Origin of the sequence: Arthrobacter sp. M4 (assembly GCF_020251205.1) — a bacterium.
GTDB lineage: Bacteria > Actinomycetota > Actinomycetes > Actinomycetales > Micrococcaceae > Arthrobacter.
The window spans coordinates 210,423-232,908 of the sequence record NZ_JAIWYX010000006.1 but is presented as its reverse complement, the minus strand read 5'-3'; the positions used below and the strand labels follow the sequence as shown (position 1 = coordinate 232,908).

Annotated in this window: 14 protein-coding genes; 8 read left to right on the top strand and 6 right to left on the bottom strand. The window is 64.3% G+C overall.

Annotated elements, in window-relative coordinates; all coding sequences use genetic code 11:
* Positions 1-16: 16 nt before the first annotated feature.
* From LD110_RS12665 to LD110_RS12640, 6 genes are all read right to left on the bottom strand, one after another.
* Positions 17-988, bottom strand: a complete 972-nt coding sequence (locus tag LD110_RS12665; RefSeq protein WP_225499177.1) for a MoxR family ATPase — start codon at positions 986-988, stop codon at positions 17-19.
* 70 nt (positions 989-1,058) lie between these two features.
* Positions 1,059-7,145 (bottom strand): Ig-like domain-containing protein, encoded by a 6,087-nt coding sequence (locus LD110_RS12660; protein WP_225499176.1) that lies wholly within the window; start codon positions 7,143-7,145, stop codon positions 1,059-1,061.
* A gap of 302 nt (positions 7,146-7,447) precedes the next feature.
* Positions 7,448-8,524: an adenylate/guanylate cyclase domain-containing protein gene (locus tag LD110_RS12655; RefSeq protein WP_374200339.1), complete on the bottom strand. Its 1,077-nt coding sequence runs from the start codon at positions 8,522-8,524 to the stop codon at positions 7,448-7,450.
* Positions 8,525-8,624: 100 nt separating this feature from the next.
* Positions 8,625-9,188 carry a PH domain-containing protein gene (locus LD110_RS12650; RefSeq protein WP_225499174.1) on the bottom strand — a complete coding sequence of 188 codons (564 nt, stop codon included), beginning with the start codon at positions 9,186-9,188 and terminating at the stop codon, positions 8,625-8,627.
* Positions 9,181-10,101 carry a biotin--[acetyl-CoA-carboxylase] ligase gene (locus tag LD110_RS12645; protein WP_225499173.1) on the bottom strand — a complete coding sequence of 307 codons (921 nt, stop codon included), beginning with the start codon at positions 10,099-10,101 and terminating at the stop codon, positions 9,181-9,183. Before LD110_RS12645 ends, LD110_RS12650 begins: the two co-directional genes overlap by 8 nt.
* A 22-nt stretch (positions 10,102-10,123) precedes the next feature.
* On the bottom strand, positions 10,124-11,011 hold the full coding sequence (locus tag LD110_RS12640; RefSeq protein ID WP_225499172.1) for an NAD(P)-dependent oxidoreductase: 888 nt from the start codon (positions 11,009-11,011) through the stop codon (positions 10,124-10,126).
* 208 nt (positions 11,012-11,219) lie between these two features.
* Here LD110_RS12640 and LD110_RS12635 point away from each other — a divergent pair, with 208 nt between their 5' ends.
* The 8 genes from LD110_RS12635 to LD110_RS12600 all read left to right on the top strand — a co-directional run bounded on the left by LD110_RS12635 (position 11,220) and on the right by LD110_RS12600 (position 22,323).
* On the top strand, positions 11,220-12,803 hold the full coding sequence (locus LD110_RS12635; protein ID WP_225499171.1) for an acyl-CoA carboxylase subunit beta: 1,584 nt from the start codon (positions 11,220-11,222) through the stop codon (positions 12,801-12,803).
* Entirely contained in the window at positions 12,800-13,033 is a 234-nt protein-coding gene (locus LD110_RS12630) for an acyl-CoA carboxylase subunit epsilon (protein ID WP_225499170.1), read from the top strand. The genes LD110_RS12635 and LD110_RS12630 overlap by 4 nt, the downstream gene beginning before the upstream one ends.
* Positions 13,034-13,053: 20 nt before the next feature.
* On the top strand, positions 13,054-14,703 hold the full coding sequence (locus LD110_RS12625; protein ID WP_225499169.1) for an FAD-binding dehydrogenase: 1,650 nt from the start codon (positions 13,054-13,056) through the stop codon (positions 14,701-14,703).
* 91 nt (positions 14,704-14,794) lie between these two features.
* The gene (locus tag LD110_RS12620; RefSeq protein WP_225499168.1) at positions 14,795-16,486 is read left to right on the top strand and encodes a DUF885 domain-containing protein; all 1,692 of its coding nucleotides are present in this window, start codon (positions 14,795-14,797) and stop codon (positions 16,484-16,486) included.
* Between the two features lie 156 nt (positions 16,487-16,642).
* Entirely contained in the window at positions 16,643-18,055 is a 1,413-nt protein-coding gene (locus tag LD110_RS12615) for a dicarboxylate/amino acid:cation symporter (RefSeq protein ID WP_225499167.1), read from the top strand.
* Positions 18,056-18,168: 113 nt separating this feature from the next.
* Positions 18,169-18,624, top strand: a complete 456-nt coding sequence (locus tag LD110_RS12610; RefSeq protein ID WP_225499166.1) for a YbjQ family protein — start codon at positions 18,169-18,171, stop codon at positions 18,622-18,624.
* A 477-nt stretch (positions 18,625-19,101) separates the two neighbouring features.
* Entirely contained in the window at positions 19,102-19,746 is a 645-nt protein-coding gene (locus LD110_RS12605; protein WP_225499165.1) for a TetR/AcrR family transcriptional regulator, read from the top strand.
* Between the two features lie 54 nt (positions 19,747-19,800).
* Positions 19,801-22,323, top strand: a complete 2,523-nt coding sequence (locus LD110_RS12600; protein ID WP_225499164.1) for an MMPL family transporter — start codon at positions 19,801-19,803, stop codon at positions 22,321-22,323.
* The last annotated feature ends 163 nt before the right edge of the window (positions 22,324-22,486 follow it).

Below are 22,486 nucleotides of genomic sequence, written 5' to 3'. Positions count from 1 at the left end.
GAACGTGGTGGAGGCGTCAGACGCTTGCGCGCTGTTGCGGCGCTGCGACATCGGCCAGGACGCGGGAAAGTACCGCCTCGGGGGTGGCGCCCGAGAACTCAGCCTCGGGATCCATCACAAAGCGGTGCGTCCACACCACTCCGGCGAGTTCCTTGATGTCGTCCGGCAGGACGAAGTTGCGTCCTTCCGCGGCTGCCCATACCTTGGCCGCCCGGACCATGGCCAGGGCACCGCGAACTGACACGCCAAGCCGCGTCTCCGGAGCGTTGCGGGTCTCTTCGCACAGCCGGGAAATGTACTCCAGCACTGCGGTGTCAATGTGGGTGGTGGCGGCGAGGTCTGCCATGTCCGCCACGGCCTGGGTGGTGATGATCGGAGACAGTTCCCGGGACCGGTCTTTGATGTTGCTGCCACCGAGCAACTGCACAGTGGAGGAATGGTCCGGGTAGCCGATGGACGTCTTGATGAGGAAGCGGTCCAACTGGGCTTCGGGCAGCCGGTACGTGCCCGCCTGCTCGATCGGGTTCTGCGTGGCGAGGACCATAAAGGGCCGTCCGGCGTCGTAGCTTGTGCCGTCCACGGTGACCCGGGATTCTTCCATGACCTCAAGGAGGGCCGACTGGGTCTTCGGCGACGCCCGGTTGATCTCGTCGGCAAGGACGATATTGCTGAAGATCGGGCCCTTGTGGAATTCGAATTTCTGCGTTTTCTGGTCGTAGATGGTCACACCCGTGACGTCAGAAGGCAGCAGGTCCGGCGTGAACTGGATGCGGTTGTGGGATCCCTGGACGGTTGCGGCCAGCGCCCGTGCCAGGGACGTCTTGCCTGTCCCCGGCGCGTCTTCGAACAAGACGTGGCCCTCAGCGAGCATGGCTGTGAGGGTCAGCCGAATCACGTGGGTCTTGCCCAGGACGGCCTGCCCCACGTTGGCCACGAGCTTCTCGAACGTGTCGGCAAACCAGGCGGCCTGCTCGCTGGTCATGGTCATGGGATGATTCCTCTTCTATCTATTCGTCTTAGTTGTTATGCACGCTTGCGGCATTGGCAGCCCACGAGGCCTAACAGCCACCAGGGCGGGGGCCGTAGAGGTCCACCGTGGTGGACTTCACGTACCAGCCGGCCTTCGCGGATTCGGTAAGGCGGTACCACGGAGTGCCATTGCCGTAGATGTCCTTGGTGCAGTCAATGTTCAGGCGGCCCCAGGACCGTTCCACCCAGCCGACACCGCAGCGCGGCGGGTTGTCCGCGAACGAGTCGGGCTGCCCCGGCTTGCCCGGGCAGGTCCGCGCATCGGCGGCCTTTACCTGAATGCTCGACGCCGGTGGCGGCGGCGTCGGATCGTTGCCTGACGTTGCATCGGCACTGCCAGCGCTACCGGGGGTCACTGTCACCGCCCGAACACCCAGCGTGTGCGTCTTGTCCCAGCCGCCCGCGTTCCGGTCATAACGGTTCGCCGTTCCGACGTTCTGCCAGGCGCCGCCGTCGTAACTGACCTCGAAGTGGTCCAACGCACGGCCGTTGGTGGCCGGGTTGTTCCACGTCCAGTGCACATCCGGATCTCCCGTGGCGGACTTGCCGCCGTTGACGTTGGGCGCGTTAGGTGGGCCGTACGGGTTGCCTGTTCCGACCGCCTTGGAATCACCGGAGATGTTGTTCTTGGTGGATGTCGCGATGATGTTCACCGTTACGTTGGTGCCATTCGGCATGCCTGAAATGGTGCCGCCGCCAGCCGCGATGGGCCCGGATTGCCCGGAACTGGTGGTGTAGCTGTACCGGATTTCGTTGTCCTGCGAACCGTTGCGCTGGGCAGCCGTTAGCGGTGTGAAGCTGACGTCCAGCTGGCCGCTGTTGCCGTTCGCTGACACGGATCCGCTGTTCACCTGTCCAGGCTTGCCAGCCGCACGAATCGGCGCGGACTGCGCGCTGGCGGGCCCGGCGCCGGCCTTGTTGGTAGCCGACACTGTGAAGGTGTAGTCGGCTTCCGAGTTGTCCACGGTCACGTTCTGCGCGGTCCCGGACACCTGTTGGGTCGCCACCGGCGAACCGCCCCGGTGAGTGGTCAATGTGTACGACGACGGCGCGTCACCATTGCTGTTGGGTGCGGCCCATGTGACGCGGAGCTGGCTTTGCGAACCAACGGATCCGGCCTGCGAGACGTTCGGTGGCGCGGGCTGGGCCGGCGGACCGGCAGGCGTCTCCGATGCGGAGTAAGGACTCCACTCGGAAGGCTCCTTGGCATCGTTGCGGGCCAGGACCCGCACCTTATAGGCCACGCCGTTCTGGAGTCCCTTCCAGACATAGCTGGTGGACGTCAGGTTCTGGATCTGCGGGTTCTGTCCCGGTGGTGCCGGGGAGATTTCCAGGTCGTAGCCCTTGATAGGCGATCCCTTGCTGGCGGGTGCAGTCCACGTGACGTTGAGCTGCTTGTCGCCGAACTTAAGTGTCGGGGCCTGCGGGGTGTCCGGCTTGACGTCCGGACGCACCTCGGCAGAAGCCGGAGACGGAGCCGATTCGCCAAACTGGTTAGTCGCCGTGACGGTGAAGTGGTACTTCGTGTTGTTGGTCAGGCCGTTCAGCGTGCAGGTATTCGCCGGGCAGTCCTGGGAGAAGCCGCCCTCGCCGCGCACCGTGTACTTGGTGATGGACGCGCCACGATCCGCAGGGGCGTTCCAGTTAAGGAGTGCCGTGCCGTCGCCCACGCTGGCTGCCTGCGGCGTTGTGGGAGCGGCAGGCTTGTCCTTGACGGTCAGGCGGACGCGGGCTGTCGCGTTGCGGGCGGGGTCGCCGGTCTTGTCAGCCACCGTGTACGAGGTGATCAATGTACCGGTAAAGCCTTCAGCAGGCGTGACGGTCACGGAGTCACCGTTCACGACGGCGGTCCCCTGCCCGGTCTCGGTGGCCGTACCAACGATCTTCAGCGGCGCGTCCTGGAACGGGTTGGAGTCGTTGGCCAGGACGTTGACCGTGACCGATTTCCCGGCAGCCGCGTTAGGTTCGATGTCGTCATTGGCCACCGGCTTGGGCCGGTTGGACGCGGTTACAGTCAGCTTGTACGTGGCTGTGGCTTCAAGCCCGCGCTGGTCCCTGGCCTTGACCTGGACACTTCCTGCGGCACCGGGCTGGGCGTTGTCCGCGGCGGCGGTCTTCAGCGTGTGTCCGTCCATTGAGACGTTGAAGCCCGCGGGCGCTGCGCCTACGATCTCGTAGCGCATGTTGTCCAGGTCGCCCTGGTCCGGGTCCGTGGTCAGCTTGCCGAGGTCCGTGGCCGTGTTGTCGCCCTTAGGCACGTCGATGTTACTGCCCAGCAGCTCTGGGGCGTTGTTCCGGTTGGGATCCGGCAGCACTTTGGTGCGGATACTCAGGGTCGACTTGAGGCCCCGGGGATCATCAGGTCCTGAACCGTCCGTTACCTCAAAGCTGATCGAGCCCGGGCCCACGTAATCCTGTTTGGCTGTGTACTTGAGGGCCGTGCCATCGTTGGCCACCGGGTCGCCTTCAGCGGCACCGATTAGTTTGATCCGGTCGGTCTGGGTAATGCGGGGCTTGCGGCCATCACGCACTTTGACCCACTCGGAAAGGTCCACCGTGACGGACTGCCCGGCAATGACCTCCAGCACTTCATCCTTGGCCAGGGTGGGTACCTGCTGGCCGAGTCCGGGCACCCAGATGATGGCGGTGGACTTTTGGCCGTCCACGTCCTCCACGGTGTACGGAATCAACTGCGGCTGTTCGGCCAGCTGGACAACCACATTGCCTTTATCGCCGGGCCGGGCGGTCGGCGTGGACGTGCTGATCTTGAGGTTCTCCCCCACGCCGTCCGGGTCCTCATCGTTCTTTAGCACTGGAACATCCACCGCAGTCTTGCCCATCGTCTGGGCGGACGTGACACGGTCGTCCCGGGCGATGGGGGCCAACAAGGGGATGTCGTTCCGGACATTCGCGCGGATGGTGGCCCTACCGACGGCGCCACGGTCGTCCGAAACGCCGTACCGCACGGTCACGGTGCCTTCCTTGGCGGGAGCGGTCAGCAAAATTCGGCCGCTTTGCTCGCTCACGTGGGCGTCAAGGGCGGAATCCGCCTCGATCTCATCGCCCTTGATCCGGATCAGGTCGCCGTCCGGATCAGTATCGTTGGCGGTCGCGTCGACGGCGATCTGCCGGCCGGGCCGAACGTTGACCTGGTCGTCCACTGGTGTGGGCTTCTGGTTCACGTCACCACGCGGCGCAATGCCCACGGTGACGGTACCGGTGTTTGACGCGCCTTGGCGGTCCACCACTTTGTAGCGGAAGGTATCTGTTCCTGAGCCGTCGCCTGCGGCAACGAAATCGATGAACGTGCTGCCCACGGTGGCAGTGCCCATGGCTGGTGTGCTGTCGATTCCGGTCAGCTGGACGGAGTCGCCGTCGGGGTCGATGCCGTCAAGCGGCACCGGGATGCGCACCGCACCGCCGGACACCACGCGTGCGGTGAGGTTCTTGGGTTGCGGACGGGAGTTCTCCGCGCCTTCCAATGGAAGGATGTGGATGGTCACGGCAGCTGCGCTCTTCTGCCCCTGTGGGTCCACGGCGTTGTAGATGGCCCGCACCGTCTTGGGCACGGAGCCGGCGATGAAGCGCAGGGTGTTTTCCGAAACGAAGGCGTGGCCGTCCGCTTCCGGAACCGACTGCGCCAGCACGGGATCCACGCTGAGCTTTTCGCCCTGGGGATGCGTGTCGTTGGCCAGGACGGGGATGGTGACCACGTCGTTGACGCGGACGTTGACTTCGTCGGGTTTGGGCTGCGGTGCTTCGACGACGGCCGGCGCCGGAACGGGCACCACGGAGACGGTTCCCGTGGCCGACTTGCTGCCGTTGGACATCGTGTACTGGAACACGAACGGTTCCTTGGTGCCGATGACGTCCGTGATGCGTAGGACGCTGTGGTCGATGACGCTGACGGAGGCCGTCGGGTTTTCGGGCAGAGTCACGGACTGCAGCACAAGCACGCCGCCGGACGGGTCGGAGTCGTTGGCCAAGGGATCGAGCAGGACGCTGCCGCCCACCGGGAGCAGCGCGACGTCGTGCACGGCCACAGGTGCTCCACTGTCCTTGCCGGATTCAACGTCGACACGGATCAGCCCTTGGCTGCTTTGCGGACCGTTGCTGGCGATGTAGGTCAGGTACACCGGACCTGGCGTGTTGCTGCGGAAAGTGAACGTCCCGCCGTCGGTCACGGGGCCGAGTTCGGCCGGCCCGGCGGCTTCAACGTGGGCAAGGCGCAGCGCACCGCCGTTAGGGTCGGCGTCGTTCTTCAACGGCGCTATGACCAGGTCCTGGCCGACGACGGCGGTCACGTGGTCGGCGTTGACCACGGGCGCAAGCGCGCCCGGCGGCTGCACGTTGATGATCACTTTGCCCGTAGCCGTTGCGCGGCCGTCCCAGACAGTGACGGTGACGGTCTTCTTGCCAGGCGCCGCACCGGAGTCCTGGTACGTCAGCAAGCCATCCCGGCGGACCTTGACCTGGTCCTTTTCGTTGTCCGCCTTCGCGTCCATCAACACCAGGTCGTCGCCGTCGGGGTCCATCCAGTCCGTCAGGATGTTCTGGCTGACAGTCTTGCCCTGCTCTACGAGGATCGTGGTGGGATCCTGCCGCTTGAAGATTGGCGCTTTATTGTCGTTGGGCCCAACGACGTTGAGCGTCACCTTGCCGCCCGCGGACAGGCCACGGCCATCGGAGGCACTGTAGTCGAAGACTTCCTGGCCGGGCTTCGCGTCTGCGGGTACCGAAATCTGGAAGGCCGAGCCGCCGTAGATGCTCTGCAGCGTGCCGGACCTGGGTCCGGTGGTTCCGACGGCGGCTGTCAGGACGTCGCCGTCAGGATCGGAGTCATTGTCCAGCACGCTCAGCACAGTAGTGCGGCCTGGACGGACGCCGAGCTCGTCCGGCCGGGTTTCCGGCGGCCGGTTGGGCTTGGTGCGGTCCGGGAGGACGTTGATGGTGTTGTTGTCCGCCGAGTCCTTGTCCTGGTCGTTGGATTCGTTCTTGGGCGGGACCACATCGTCCCAGTTGTTCACCAGTTGCATGTTCTGGTTGACCATCCAGACGCTGCCGGAGTTGATGTCGTTGAGGACAACCAGGTCCCGGTTTACCCGGAACACGTAGGACGGCTGGGCGCTGGCCTTGGGGACATCCTGCGTCTTGTCGTCGGCGTCGTTGCCGCAATCCCGGATGTACTTGTTGGCCCCGGACCAAGCCGCGTGCACGCAATCGCCCACTTGGACGGGAGCCGCCGGAACGCCCTGGCTACCGAACGTCACGGTGGCGGCGGTCCCGCCGTCGAGCGGTTGTTTCAGGAGGGCCTTCGCTGTGGCGATCGCCACGAAGCTGCCACCTTTGCTGCTCTGCTGAAGTTTCGCCTCGCGGGCGTCCTGTAGCTGCAATGGCCTCCCGCCGGGGAGGAACAGCTTGCCGCCGTTGGCGTCAAGCACCACGGGCTGGTCCCCCACAACGGCGATCTGAAGGTTTCCGGCACCCTTGAGTCCGTCAACCTTGGTGACGTCTGTTCCGGTGGCTTCGCCGTTGGCGTCCACGCGGGTGGCCGTGATTTCGCCCTTCTGGGGATCGGCGCTGTAGATCCGGTCATCGCCGCCGACTGCGGAGACCATGCCCTGCGAACCGACCAGAGCTGGCTCCGAACCTTCTTTGTCGAAGCTGTTGAGCCCGGAAGGAGAGGTCGCCCACACCTTGCCGCTGACGGGGTCGGTGATGGACAGCACCTGTGAGCCAAAGCTCACGTCGGCGGACGATGGAAGCTGCCGGTCGCCGCCAAGGCGCATGTTGGCTGCGGACACCTGGTTGATGGTGGAACCGGAGGCATCGTCCACAAAAACCGTGCTGTCGTGCTGCAGGACATCAAAGGTAGTGGACGCCGGAGTCACAGCACCGTCCAGCACTTTCGACGGATAGTTCAGCCGGGCCACGGCGTTCTTGGTCTTGCTGACCACCCACACGCCGCCGTCGTTAAGGTCCACTTCGGTGGTCTTGAACCCCGGGTACAGCACAGCCCCAGCGACCAGAATGGCGAAGGCCGCGGTAGAGCCAGTGGCGGCAATAATGTTCTTTCGGCGCTTCCTCAGCCCCAGCTTGCCGAAGAAAGATGTCACAGCTATTCAATTCCCTTGTATCACAGCCGCCCCCAGGCAGCTTTCGAAAGCTCGGCTTGAAGCCGGCGGTCGTGACATTCCGCAGTACCCCCATACAGCGGCGGAATTATTAGTCACAATGACTATCGCACGCAATGCGGGGCAATACCAACGCCAGTGGCCGGCACCCCACAATAACCACGCCGTAGACGCCCGCGCGATGGGGACCGCTCCCCATCCAACTTAACGCGCTGCCACTAGGAAGTTAGTTAGCAATCCGTCAATAATCGTGACTAACCAGTCAAGAATATTACTGACGAGGTTTAGTCTACGACGAGGCCCTTGCCACGCCCGCGGGCAAGCATAACCGGGTGAATTTCGCCAAAGCCGCGGACATTTTCGGATTTCTGCGGGACCAGTACAAAACGGTCGTCCTGTGCGAGGGCGGATGCCGTTGTGGCGTCAACCAATACCGTGCCGGGCTGGGCAAGGGCAGTAAGGCGCGCGGCAAGATTTACGGTAGGCCCATAAATGTCACCGAGCCGCGACAGAATACGGCCCCACACCATGGACACGCGTGCTTCCGGAAGAATTTCGTCCTCCGTAAAAGCCCTGGCCAGGGCAAGTGAAATCTCGGCACCTGCGGCAGGGGTTTCCGCGATATACAACACTTCGTCGCCAACGGTCTTGACCAGGCGTCCACCACCTACCGAGATGATTTCGGCGCATTTGTTCTCGAAGCGCTGGACAAGTTGTGCCAGGGTCTTTTCATTCATCCGGCGGGAAAGGCTCGTGTAAGAGACCAGGTCGGCAAAGCCCACGGCCCTGGCAAGGGGCAACGGAGAATCATCTTCGTCGCCGTCGCGGCCCTCCTCGCTGGCCTGGAGTCCCGCCTCGGCGCGGAGTGCAAGGCGCTGGACGCCTGCGTTCAACTGTCGCCGCCATGAGTAAACCAGGATCTCTTCCATGGAATCGATGAGCGCGGGCAACTCGTTAACCAGCATCTTGCGTGCAACTGGGTCGGAAACGCCCTGCTGGGCCACCATGTCTTCAACAAGGGCCTCAACCTGCCAGACCACCATGCGGTCGGTCATTTGCCCGATGGCACGCGTTACGGAGATGGCAGCTTCTTCGGTTAGCTTGCCCGCACGGACTAGCTCCACGATGGTGCTCAGTGCAGCTTGGTCCCGCTCGGTGAACGCCACGTCCTCGTCACCAAAGTTGGGGAAGCCGAGGGCGCGCCAGAGTTTCCGTGCCGATAGCAGGGACACGCCGGCACCGGCGGCAACTTCACGGCGGCGGAGCTTACGTTCCCCGCCAAGCAGCCGCGCCTCCAAGGCTTTGGCCGCAACACGGTCGCCCGACAGCACCCCGGTCTGGGGGGCACCGCTGGGAGGCATCGAATTGGGCGGCACCGTGTCCTGGACGGGCAGGGCGGAAGTTGCTGGCGCGGATCCGCCATCGGTGTCTTCACCGATGTCCCATGTGGACTGCCGTTCCTCAGCGCTCATCTCCTCCACCTTCTCTCAGCTGCCATTCCCCAAAGTCCCCACCATCCGGGAGTTCGCCGATCGCGTCAAGCACAAAAGCCCGGAAGGTTGCTGCTTCCGGAACATCTGCCATCACCAGGGCGGCGTCATGCCCGGTATCCAAGGATATATTCCCGGAACGCAATACGCGCTGGAGGATCGATTGGTGGACGCCAACGTTGCGGATCGCGGCCAGCGGCACTTGCCAATCGCTCCGGCGGAGCATGCCAAAGCGGGCAATGATGCGGCGGTTGGTCAGGAAATAGCGGACGCTGCGCCATTTCAGGACCCGCGGGACGGTGTAGCCCAGCAGGGCCCAGGTCGCGAGCAGGAGGCATGCCAGCAGCAACCACGGTGTCCACGCCGCAGTCACCAAAGGAATGAAGCCTTTGACTCCACCCTTGGTGATCCAGGCGGCAAGGTAGGCGGCAATCGCGGGAACCAATATGAAAACCAGGACTGGCAGGATAAGCATCCTGGGCTGCCGGCGGGTCACTACGATGACCTGTTCGCCGGGCAGGAGCTCTTTACGCATAGCCGCTTTCGGTTGCCCGCAGGTGCACGATGTCCCCGGCGGTCACCACGTGCTCCTTGCCCGCGTGGTCCACCACCAGGAGGGAACCGTATTCGTCCAAGCGCGAGGCGTGCCCCACCAGCTGGTGGTCGCCCGGCAGATGCGCCCGGACCTCCTTACCCAAGGTGGTCATAACGGCCTCGACACGCTTGTGCAGTGAAGGCCCATGGGCCAACCCGGCGTGGGGGTCGCCGTCGGCGTTGCAGAAGCTACGGTACAGGGCCGAGAAGTTGATGAGGTACGACGTGAGCAGCGCAGTGCGGTCAGTGGTTAAGGGTTGTTCCAAGGCCACCGACGTGGCAGTGGGCACCGGTAGCTGTTCCGCCGTGAGGGTTACGTTGAGGCCCATTCCCAGTATCACGGCGGGGCTTGCACCCGAGGCAGAGCCCCCCAGCTGTGCCGACCCCAACTGGGCAAGGATTCCCGCGATCTTGCGGCCGCGGACCACTACATCGTTCGGCCACTTGATTTCTGCGGGCAGCCCGGCGACGTCACGCAGTGTTTCGCGGAGCGCCACTGCGGAAAGCAGCGATAACCACGAGTAGCTATGCGCGGGAACGGGCCTGCCCTCTGCGTTTACAGGGCGCAGGACCAGGGACACCGACACGGACGACCTGCCGGGCGTCTCCCAGTGCCGGTCAAGCCTGCCCCGGGCGGCCGTCTGGTGCTCGGCCACAAGTACGGCCAGGTCCGGCCATTCCCCCGGTTCTTCGGAAACGCCCTTCAACAGGTCGGCATTCGTGGATCCTGTGGACTCGAGCACCACAAGCTTGGGAATGCCGGTTGCGGCGAGGAAGCCTTCGGCCCTCAGTTCGGCCACATCCAGGGCGGGCGTGGCGTCGGATTCAGGCACGGCGGGCTGTTGGGCTTCCATAGCTGAATCCTACCGATTTCACTCACAAGAAAATGTCGGGAACCAGCTCATTTTCGGGACCACCCAGGCTGTAGGACGAGAAATCCGACACGCCGGCGGCCCGCAGGACCTGCTCGTCGGTATAGAAGTTTCCGGAGCTCCGCTCGCGGTCCTCGGGCGTGGTCAGATTACTGCCGGTGAGGATCGCGTGGGCTGCGTCCGCCATGATTTCGGGACCACGGGCGGCGCGAGCCATGGCGGAGCCGCCCGGCAGGTTCCGAATGGCCGCTGTATCAATCAGCGTGCACGGCCACAGCGAGTTCACCGTTATCCCGTCGCCGCGCAATTCCTCCGCCAGCCCCAGCGTGGTCAGGCTCATCCCGTATTTGGCCATGGTGTACGCCAAATGGCGCCCTGCCCAGTGAGGATCAAGGTTCAGGGGTGGGGAAAGCGTGAGGATGTGTCCGGCGCTTGAGGCCCGCAGCGCCGGCAGGGACAGCTTGGACAGGAGGAAGGTGCCACGCACGTTGATGTCCTGCATCAGGTCGTACCGCTTCATGTCCACCTCGTCGGTCCGTGACAGGTCAATGGCTGAAGCGTTGTTAATAACGACGTCGATTCCTCCGAAGGTGCCGACCGCGGCGGCCACTGCGGCAGCGACGTCGTCGTCATTCCTTACGTCCCCCACGACGGGAACCGCAGCGCCGCCGGCCTCCTCCAGCGCCTTGGCTGCGCTGAAGACTGTGCCTTCAAGGCGCGGATGCGGCTCTGCGGTCTTGGCAAGAAGAACTATGTTTGCTCCGTCCGCGGCTGCGCGGCGTGCGATGGCAAAGCCGATCCCGCGGCTTCCGCCCGACATCAGGATGGTGCGGCCCTTCAGCGAAGCCGCGGCTTTGTAGGGAGAGGGGGAAGCTTCGGTGCCCACAGTCATGCCCACCACTGTAAACCAGAAAAGTTACTCTTGGGTAACTTATTTCCTTAGCCCGATGCGGCACGCGAAAGTTGTAGGTTTTCTACAGCGGTTTGCGCCAACTGCGTTACTAGACTAGCCAACAGGGCCCGGCCGTTGTGTGGATGCTACTTAATCTGGCACCACCGGACACGGCCTCCAACTACAGCTACGGAGCCGGAGACACTTGATGAGCCACGATCTGACAACCACAGCGGGGAAGATTGCCGACTTCCGCGACCGCCAGGCACGGGCCGAACAGCCATCCGGCCCCGAGGCGATCGAGAAGCAGCACGCCCGTGGCAAGAATACGGCGCGTGAACGAATCGACATGCTGTTGGACGAAGGATCATTCGTAGAATTCGACGCTCTTGCGGTGCACCGCTCCACAGCGTTCGGCATGGAGAAGAAGAAGCCCCTGGGCGACGGTGTTGTGTCCGGCTACGGCACCGTTGACGGCCGGCTTGTGGCGATCTATAGCCAGGACTTCAGCGTCTACGGCGGCTCCCTGAGCCAGGTCAACGGGGAGAAGATCGTCAAGGTCCAGGAGTTCGCCCTCCGCAATGGCTGCCCGATGGTAGGCATTAACGACGGCGGCGGGGCACGCATCCAGGAGGGCGTGGCCTCGCTGGCGATGTTCGCGGATATCTTCCGCAACAACGTCCACTCCTCCGGCGTCATCCCGCAGATCTCGCTCATCATGGGACCGTGTGCCGGTGGAGCTGCGTACTCGCCGGCCCTCACCGACTACGTCGTGATGGTGGACAAGACCTCGCACATGTTCATCACCGGCCCGGACGTGATCAAGACCGTCACGGGCGAGGACGTGGACATGGAAACGCTTGGCGGGGCCCGCCAGCACAATGCCACTACCGGCACGTCCACCTACCTTGCTGCCGATGAGGCGGACGCCATCGAATTCGTCCGTGAACTGCTGGACTTCCTGCCGTCCAACAACCTCTCCGAGTCACCCGTGCTGGAACACGACCAGGAGCTGGAGATCGACGAGGATGACCTTGCCCTGGACACGCTGATTCCGGATTCAGCCAACCAGCCTTACGACATGCGGAAAGTCGTGGAGCAGATCCTCGACGACGGCCACTTCCTGGAGATGCAGGCCCTGTACGCGCCCAACGTGATCATCGGCTACGGCCGCGTTGAAGGGCACACGGTAGGCATCGTCGCCAACCAGCCACTGCAGTTCGCCGGAACGCTGGACATCTCCGCCTCGGAAAAGGCTGCCCGATTCGTGCGGCACTGCGACGCCTTCAACATCCCCATCATCACGCTGGTGGACGTGCCGGGCTTCCTGCCCGGCAAGGACCAGGAATTCCAGGGCATCATCCGGCGCGGAGCCAAGCTCCTGTACGCCTACGCCGAGGCCACCGTTCCCAAGCTCACAGTGATCACCCGCAAGGCCTATGGCGGCGCGTACATCGTGATGGGTTCCAAGAAGCTTGGAGCCGACCTGAACCTCGCCTGGCCCACCGCGCAGATCGGCGTTATGGGCGCCCAGGGTGCAGTCAACATCCTCTACCGGCGCGAACTGGCCGCGGTTTCCGATTCCGGTGGGGACGTCGACCAGAAGCGGGCAGAGATCATCCAAGGCTACGAGGAGGAACTCCTCAACCCCTACCAAGCTGCCGAGCTCGGTTACGTGGACGCCGTGATTGCGCCGTCGGACACACGACTGAATATCATCCGTGGACTGCGGGCCCTGCGGGACAAGCGGGCCAGCCTGCCCACAAAGAAGCACGGGAACATCCCGCTATGAGCGCGGAATACAACGCGGCAGCGGAGCCTGCTGAAGTCCTGTTTTCGGTGGCCAAGGGAAATCCGACGCCGGAAGAGCTCGCGGCGCTGTCCGCCGTCGTAATTTCTTCGCTGGGCAGCGCCCAGCCGCCGGCACCGTCAGCCCCGAGCGTGCGGCACTGGGTGCGTAGGCAGCAACTGCGACTGGAACCGACGCCGGGGCCCGGTTCCTGGCGACGCAGCAGGGGCTAGGCAACTCCTATGCTCTAACCATGGACGCAGACGTGATCGTGGTTGGGGCTGGTCTTGCGGGGTTGGTAGCTGCCGCGGAGCTCAGCTCCGCGGGCCGCCGGGTCCTCCTGCTCGACCAAGAGTCCGAGTCGAACCTGGGAGGCCAGGCCCACTGGTCCTTCGGCGGGCTCTTCCTGGTGGACTCCCCCGAGCAACGTCGGATGGGGATCAAGGACTCCCGCGAACTCGCCCTCCAGGACTGGATGGGAACTGCCAGTTTTGACCGACCCGAAGATGCGTGGCCGCGCCGATGGGCTGAGGCGTACGTGGACTTTGCCGCCCGGGAGAAAAGGTCCTGGCTGCACGGCATGGGCATCCGCTTCTTCCCCATAGTCGGCTGGGCCGAACGCGGAGGCTATGGAGCCGTTGGCCACGGCAACTCTGTCCCCCGTTTCCATGTCACGTGGGGAACCGGACCGGGCGTCGTGGCACCCTTCGAACAACGCGTTCGGGAGGCAGCAGAGCAGGGCCTGGTGACCTTCCGGTTCCGCCACCGCGTGGATGAACTGATCCTCAAGGACGGTGCAGTAACCGGTGTCAGGGGCGCCATCCTGGAATCGGCCGATACCCCGCGAGGAGCTCCGAGCAGCCGCACGGCAATCGGCGACTTCGAGTTTTCTGCCCAAGCCGTCCTGGTGGCGTCCGGCGGCATCGGCGCCGATCACAGCCTGGTCCGGAGGAATTGGCCGGCAGGCCTGGGCAGGCCGCCGGAGCACATGCTCACGGGCGTTCCAGCCTATGTGGACGGAAGGATGCTGGAGATCGCTGGCAACGCAGGTGGCAACATCATCAACGCGGACAGGATGTGGCACTACGTCGAAGGCGTGAAGAACTGGAATCCAATCTGGCCCGGGCACGGCATCCGAATCCTCCCCGGGCCGTCGTCCATGTGGCTCGACGCAACAGGCAAGCGACTGCCGGGCCCCCTGTACCCCGGTTTTGACACGCTGGGCACGCTGGCCCACCTGAGGGCCACCGGCCACGACCACAGTTGGTTCATCCTCACCCGCAAGATCATCGAGAAAGAGTTCGCGCTTTCCGGTTCCGAGCAGAATCCGGACCTCACCAACAAGTCCGTGCGCCAGACCCTCGACCGGATCCGGCCCGGGGCGCCCGCGCCCATAGAGGCGTTCCTGCAGCATGGCGAGGATTTCATCGTTGCCGATACGCTGGACGATCTCATCAACCGAATGAACGCCCTGACGCCAGAGCCGCTCCTCGATCCCCACAACATCCGGCGTGAAGTTGAGGCGCGGGACCGCCAGTTGGACAACCCGTTTGGCAAGGACAGCCAGATCTCCGCGATCCGGAACGCCCGTCGATACCGGGGCGACCGGATCTCCCGTACGGCCGCACCACACCGTTTCCTGGATCCGAAGGCAGGACCGTTGATCGCGGTCCGGCTGCGCGTCATCACCCGCAAGACACTCGGTGGCTTGCAGACCGACTTGTCGGGCCGGGTGCTCCGGCCCGATTCAACGCCGTTGCCCGGGCTGTTCGCTGCCGGGGAGGCAAGCGGCTTCGGCGGAGGTGGCCTCCACGGTTACCGCTCCTTGGAGGGCACATTCCTTGGCGGCTGCATCTTCTCCGGCCGCCGAGCCGGACGGGCCCTGGCTGAGGCAACAGCCTGAGCATCGAGCGCTATTCCCGCGCCCGGGCGGCGACATACCGGCATTTCAAGTGTTCCTTTCACGACACCAAGTGCCCGGCTAGGCTCAGGGAATGACTCCTCCGTTCGAAAACACTGTGCGCACTCACACCGCCATCGACGCCGTCGCTGATGAGTACACGGACGTCTTGCTGGCCCTCAACCCAACGTTCGCCACTACCCTCGGCCTGCCGGGACATGAGACCGAGTACCAGGACTACTCCCCCGCGGGCGCGGAAGCATTTGCCGCCGCGGCTCGGGAGGCTTTGGCCCGTCTGGACCAACTGGAACCGCAGGACGAATCCGATGTCATCACGCTCGATGCCATGCGTGAGCGGCTCGGCTTACAACTGGAAGTCCACACCAGCGGCTGGGACGCCGCCGACCTGAACAACATCGCATCTCCGGCGCAGGACATCCGGGCCATCTTCGACCTCATGCCCACGGCCACCCCGGAGCAGTGGGAGCACATCGCTGGCCGGGCAGCCAACGTGCCTGCTGCCATTGGCGGATACATCGAGTCGCTCCGCTCGGGCAAGGCTAACGGCAAGGTGGCGGCCGCCCGCCAGGTGCGGAACGTCGTCGAACAGGCCACCAAGTTCGCCGCCGAGGACGGCTTCTTCGCGAAACTCGCGGAAGGCGCCCGGATCGATGGACAACCGCTTCCGGCGGGCGTCCAGGAAAAGCTCGACGCCGGAACGGGCGCCGCGCGCGACGCTTACGCCGGTCTTGCTTCCTTCCTCCGCGACGAGCTGCTTCCGGCTGCGCCCGAGAAGGATGCAGTGGGTAGGGAACGGTATGCCCTGGCTTCACGGGCGTTCCTGGGCGCCCGGATTGACCTCGAGGAAACTTACGCGTGGGGCGTCCAGGAATTGGATCGGCTGATCTCCGAGCAGGAGAAGGTGGCTCGTGAAGTTCGTCCCGGCGCCACGGTGGAAGAAGCCAAGGAGATCCTGAACAACGATCCCGCCCGGCAAATCAAGGGGAAAGAAGCCCTCAGGGCCTGGATGCAGGAGCTTTCCGACAAAGCCGTTGCCGAGTTGGCAGACGTGCATTTCGACATCCCCGAGGTGATGAAGACCCTCGAATGCCATATCGCCCCGACAGACGAGGGCGGCATTTACTACACAGGCCCGTCCGACGACTTCTCCCGCCCGGGCCGGATGTGGTGGTCCGTGCCGGCAGGCGAGGACACGTTCACCACTTGGGCCGAAACCACCACGGTCTACCACGAAGGCGTTCCCGGGCATCACCTCCAGGTTGCTACTGCAACGTATCGTCGCGAGCTGCTCAACAACTGGCGCCGAAACGCGTGTTGGGTGTCCGGCCACGGTGAAGGCTGGGCCCTATACGCGGAGAAGCTCATGCTCGAACTCGGCTACCTCAAGGACCCGGGTGACCACATGGGCATGCTGGACATGCAGCGGATGCGGGCGGCCCGCGTGGTGTTCGACATCGGTGTGCACCTGGAACTGGACATGCCCGAGCGCTGGGGCCAAGGACCATGGACTCCCGAGAAGGGCTTCGAATTCCTCAAGGCGAACCTGCCCATCAGCGAGGGCCAACTGCAGTTCGAGTTCAACCGCTACCTCGGCTGGCCGGGGCAGGCCCCGTCCTACAAGGTGGGCCAGCGGCTGTGGGAGGAGATTCGAGCAGAGCTCCAAACCCGCGACGGCTTCGACCTGAAGTCCTTCCACACCTCGGCACTCAACATTGGTTCGGTGGGCCTCGATACACTACGGCGTGCGCTACTGGGGCAGGATTGAGGAGATTTTTACCACATCAGATGTGGGAATAACTTCATAAAACCCTGAATTTTCGCCGGAAAACCGGGGTTGCCGCGTCTTTGAATCACGGGAATTTGCGTAACATTTCTCAATGTGCGTTCGCCGTGGTATTCGCAAGGCAACTACGGTTTTCCGGTGAGCAATTCAACCAACACCACTTCACCTTCCCGGACGCAGTTCCGGCTCCCCGCTTGGGCACGGTCCTTTGGTGTCCAAATCATCGCCGCCCTGCTGATCGGCCTCGTCCTCGGCCTCATTGCCAAGTACACCGGCAGCACCAAGTCCTCCCCCAACGGCCTTGGCGCCACCCTGCAGACCATCGGTTCGAGCTACGTCTCCTTGCTGCAGACCGCCGTCGTTCCGCTGATCTTCACGGCCGTGGTGAGTTCCATCGCGAATCTCCGCCAGGTGTCCAACGCGGCACGGCTCGCATGGAACACGCTGCTCTGGTTCGCCATCACGTCCCTCATCGCCGTTGTCATCGGCATTGGCCTGGGCGTATTGCTCCAGCCCGGCGCCGGTACAGGCATCACCCAGAAGGCGGAGTATTCGGGTAAAACGGGCGACTGGTGGGCCTTCCTCACCGGGCTGTTCCCCAAGAACTTCCTCGGCCTCGGTGCCAGCACAACAGTCACCGACTCCGCTGCCACCACATCCGTCAGCTTTAACGTGCTACAGATCCTGGTCATCGCAATCGCCGTCGGTATTGCCGCCCTCAAGGTGGGCAAAGCTGCCGAGCCGTTCCTGAACTTCACGGCATCGGCACTGGCTGTCATCCAGAAGGTCCTGTGGTGGATCATCCGAATCGCTCCCCTGGGCACCATTGGCCTCATCGGCAACGCGGTGGCGGTCTATGGCTGGGACACCATCGGCTCCCTCGGCAAGTTCACCGTGGCCATCTACATCGGCCTGGCCCTGGTTCTGTTTGTGGTCTACCCGATCCTGGTACGCACCCACGGGCTTTCCATCAAGCAGTACTTCACTGGCGTATGGCCTGCCGTCCAGCTCGCCTTTGTTTCCCGCTCATCCATTGGCACGCTTCCGCTCACCCAGCGCGTCACTGAGCGGAACCTGGGCGTTCCCAGCGGCTACGCTTCCTTCGCTGTTCCCCTCGGCGCCACCACCAAGATGGACGGCTGCGCCGCGATCTACCCGGCCGTCGCCGCGATCTTCGTGGCCCAGTTCTTTGGCATCAACTTGGACCTTAGCCAGTACCTGCTGATTGTCCTGGTGTCCGTGCTCGGCTCTGCCGCTACTGCCGGCACTACCGGGGCCGTGGTTATGCTCACGCTGACTCTATCCACCGTGGGCCTGCCGCTGGCGGGCGTTGGCCTCCTGCTGGCAATCGACCCCATCCTGGACATGGGCCGTACCGCGGTCAACGTGGCAGGCCAGGCGCTCGTTCCGACGCTGGTGGCCAAGCGCCAGCGCATCCTGGACGAGTCCCTGTACAACGCATCGCGCCAGGCCACGGCCTTCATCGATGACTCCGAAGCTCGCAGCGAATCTGACTCCTCCGAGCGCGAGTTGGCTGCCGCCAAGGCTTAGCCGGCCCAGGGGCTGAACACCACCGGATCCTCCGGCGAATCTGTGATGAGTTCGCCGGAGGATCCCGCTGTTTAAGCGGTTCCATTACTGCTTGCGGCCGTTAGGCTCTGTCCATGCTGATCGTCACGTCAAACGAAATTCCCGGCCACAAGATCGACGCCGTCTTCGGTGAAGTCATGGGCCTCACCGTCCGTTCCCGGGACATCGGTTCCCAGATGCTTGCTGGCTTCCGATCACTCGGCGGCGGCGAACTTCCGGAAATGACCCGAGCGCTCTACGAAAGCCGCCAGGAAGTCATGGCCCGCATGGTGGCCGAGGCCCAGCAACGCGGTGCCAACGCAATCGTCGCGATGCGCTTTGACACGTCAGAAATGGGCAGCAATTGGACCGAGGTCTGCGCGTACGGCACGGCGGTATACGCGATCCCGCTGGCAAAGGGAGAGCCGGGCGCCACCGGACAGTCCATTTACCTGACCAGCCAACCTTCACCGCAAGCGGCTTCGCAGCCGACGCCGAAACCCGGCTCCCAGCCGACCCCACCCGGGGCGCAGCCCTCGCCAGGAGAATAGCCCCCAGGCGACGTGCCGGCGTCGAACGCGCCCGCCGTCGAACGGCCCCGGCGTCGAACACGCCCCGCCGCCGAACGGTGCCGCCGTCGAACACGCCCCGGCGCCGAACGGTGCCGGCGTCGAACACGCCCCGCCGCGGAACGGTGCCGGCGTCGAACACGCCCCGCCGTCGAACGGCGCCGGCGTCGAACACGCCCCGCCGTCGAACACGCCCCGTCGCCGAACAGTCCCGTCGCCGAACAGTCCCGCCGCCGAACACATCCCGCCGCCGAACGGCCCCGCCGCCGAACACATCCCGCCGTCGAACACGCCCCGCCGTCGAACGGTGCCGGCGTCGAACGCCAAAATCCAAAGCCGCTGCGCCAAGGGCCGGTTTCCCCGTTGGGAAACCGGCCCTCGGCGTGTCCGTGCTCCTTCCTGTAAATTGCACCAAGTGAAAACTTGCCTAGAGTGCAAAGTTGCACGTAGTGTATTTTTATGAGTTCCCCCTCAGGCTCCCCCACCCTTGATGACGCCCAAACTCCATCGCGCCGTGAACTGAACAAAGCCGCGACCCGCAAGGCGATTGCCACGGCCGCACTTGCCCAGCTCCGGGAGAAGGGGCCGGGGAACTTCACGGTTGAGGACATCGCGGCGGAGGCGGGAATCTCTCGGCGAACGTTCTTCAACTACTTCGCCACCCTCGAGGCCGCCCTCGCCTCCGTGACTGACGGCTTCCTGGAACACGCCCTGGCCGAATTCCGGAAACGCCCGGCCAACGAGCCCGTCCTGGAATCAGCCCGTGCCGCACTGATGGCCCTGGCGGACCCGATGACTGCGGCCCCCATGGCAGAGCTTTTCAGCCTGACCCACAGCGACCGAACGCTTGCCCGCTCGGAGTTGGAAGCCTGGGAGCATTGCACGGCCCAGATCATCGCCGCCGCCCGTGAGCGATTCGGTGACGGCATTGGCGAGTTGTATCTCCGCGCCCTAGCCGGATCCGTGATTTCGTGCGGTAAGGCAGCCATGAGTGTCTGGTTCGAGAACCGCGGATCCGATCTCTCCCCCGAATCGCTGGCCGAGCTCCGCCAGCACCTCATCGATGCCATGGGCCTCCTCGGCTCCGGCTTCGCCGCGCACTGAACGCCTGCTCAGGCGCATCCGTCCCACTATCGCCCTCTAACGAACGGCATTGACATGGCACTTTTCCTCTATCGCCTCGGAAAGTTCTCCTACCGTCGCCGCTGGCTGGTCATTTCGCTTTGGCTGGCGGTACTTGTCGCCGTCGGCGGTTCGGCGGCTGCCTTCCACGGGACGATGTCCAACAACTTCCAGATTCCAGGCACGGAAACGCAGCAGATGGCGGACAAGCTCAAGCAGGAGCTGCCCAAGTCGTCCGGCGGCTCCGCGAGCGTCGTCTTCCAGTCTGATTCCGGCCAGTTCACCCAGGCAGGCAAGGACGCGGTGGCGTCCGCCCTCAAGAAGCTGGAAACCCTGCCGGACGTCCAGGCAACCGTGAACCCGTTCGACACCCAGGCGCAGCTGGATAAGGCAGCTGCCGACATCGCGGCGGGAGAACGGCAACTTGCCTCAGGGCAAGCCGAAATCGATAAGAACCGGGCGGCCTTGGAGGCTGGCCGAGCCCAGCTTCAGGCCGCCGAGCAACAGATGCTGGCGGCAGGCGTGCCGGCCTCGCAGATCGAAGCGCAGCTCGGCTCACGCAAGGCGGAACTGGCCGCCGGCCAGCAAAAGCTCGACGCCGGTATGCAGGAAGCGGCCGCCGGTGCCGCGAAGCTGGAACTCGGCAAGCGCCAGAAAGCCGCGTCGGAAGGCCTGCGATTCGTTTCCACCGACGGCACCACCGCCATCGCCCAGGTGCAGTTCAGGACGTCGATCAACGCTGTGACCCCCGCCGTGCGCCAGCAAGTCCAGGACATCGTGCATGCGACGTCCTCCGCTGGGGTCACCGCCCTGGCCAGTAAGGACATCACGGAAGACGTATCGCAACTCTTCGGCGCGTCGGAGATCATCGGTATCGCGGTGGCCGCCCTCGTCCTGATCATCATGCTCGGCACGCTGGTGGCAGCGGGGCTGCCGCTGTTGATGGCCCTCATTGGCGTCGCGGTGGGCGTTGGCGGAACCTTCGCGCTGACCGGTGTGATCAGTATGAGCTCGATTTCACCTATGCTCGCGCTCATGCTTGGCCTTGCCGTGGGCATCGACTACTCGCTGTTCATCGTCAACAGGCACCGTGGGCAGATGCGCGCGGGAATGGATCCCGAGGAATCAGTCGCATTGGCCACCGGGACGTCGGGCAATGCGGTTCTTTTCGCGGGCCTCACCGTTATCATTGCGCTGGCCGCCCTGGTGGTGCCTGGGCTTCCGTTCCTCTCCGTCCTCGGCCTCGCCGCGGCGGCAACCGTAGCGGTCGCCGTCGTCGTTGCCTTGACCCTGACCCCGGCGATACTGTCCCTCATTGGCCGCCGTATCATCTCCAAGCGGGCGTGGGCCAAGGCCGAGCGGCACAACGCCGAGCCCGGGCATGAGGCCGCGGACCGCGAGCTGGACGAGAAGCGCAGCACTCACGGCTGGGGCGGGTTTGTCACCCGGCATCCAGTGGTCGCACTGTTGGCCGGCGCGGCCGTGCTGGGCCTGCTGGCCGTCCCGGCCTCGCAATTGCGACTGGCCCTCCCCGACGGCGGCTCCGAGCCCGTCGAGTCCCAGGCCTACAAGGCCTATGACACCACCAGGGCGAAGTTCGGCGAAGGCGTAACTGGGCCGATCGTCGTCGTAGGCGAACTCCCGTCGGGACTGAGCCAGGCCGGCGCCGCCAAACTGCAGTACGACATCGCTGATCAGCTGCGCAGCGTGGATGGTGTCACCGCCGCCGTTCCCGTCGCCCTGAGCGATGACCGGAGTACAGCGGTCTTCCAGGTCATCCCGAAGGAGGGTCCGGCGAGTGCGGGGACAGTCAAGGTGGTGTCCGAACTCCGCGCAAAGGGCACCGCGATCCACGAATCCACTGGGGCCACCATCGGTTTGACCGGCCAAACGGCAGCCAATATCGACGTCTCGGCCAAGCTCGGGTCCGCACTGCCGCCCTACTTGGCGATCGTCGTCGGCCTCTCGCTCATCCTGCTGCTGCTTGTCTTCCGGTCCATTCTGGTGCCGCTGCTGGCTACTGGCGGATTCCTGCTCTCCCTCGCGGCCGCCTTCGGTGGCGTGGTGGCTGTTTACCAATGGGGTTGGCTGGGTCCCGTTTTCGACGTCGCCAACCCGGGCGCCGTGCTGAGCTTCCTGCCGATCATCCTTATAGGGGTGCTGTTCGGTCTGGCGATGGACTACCAAGTCTTTATCACCTCAGGCATGCGCGAGTCGTACATGCACGGTGAGACCGCCCGGCACGCTGTCCGAACCGGATTCCGGCATGCCGCCGCCGTGGTCACGGCTGCTGCGATCATCATGGTCAGCGTTTTCGCAGGATTCATCTTCTCCCACCTGACCATGGTCCGGCCCCTCGGTTTCGCGCTGGCCTTCGGCGTGCTGCTGGATGCTTTTGTTGTGCGCATGACGTTGCTACCCGCAGTGATGTACTTGCTTGGCGAAAAGGCCTGGTGGCTTCCAAAGTGGCTGGGCCGCATCCTTCCGGACGTCGATGTTGAAGGCGCCAGCCTGGAACGGCGGAGCGGTCGCGTCAAGGGACGGGAACTGGTGCACTAGGGACGGGTTCTGCGCTAGGGGATCTCCGGCCCAGAAACGGGCGGACTACGGGCCGCCAGATTTGCGCCGCGAGCGTCGCCGTCCCCACAACTGGTTGCTAGGGGCCGCGCCAGGTCTTGCTCCAACGGAGCGGGCCAGGCGCGGCTTCTTGTTTCACCAGCCT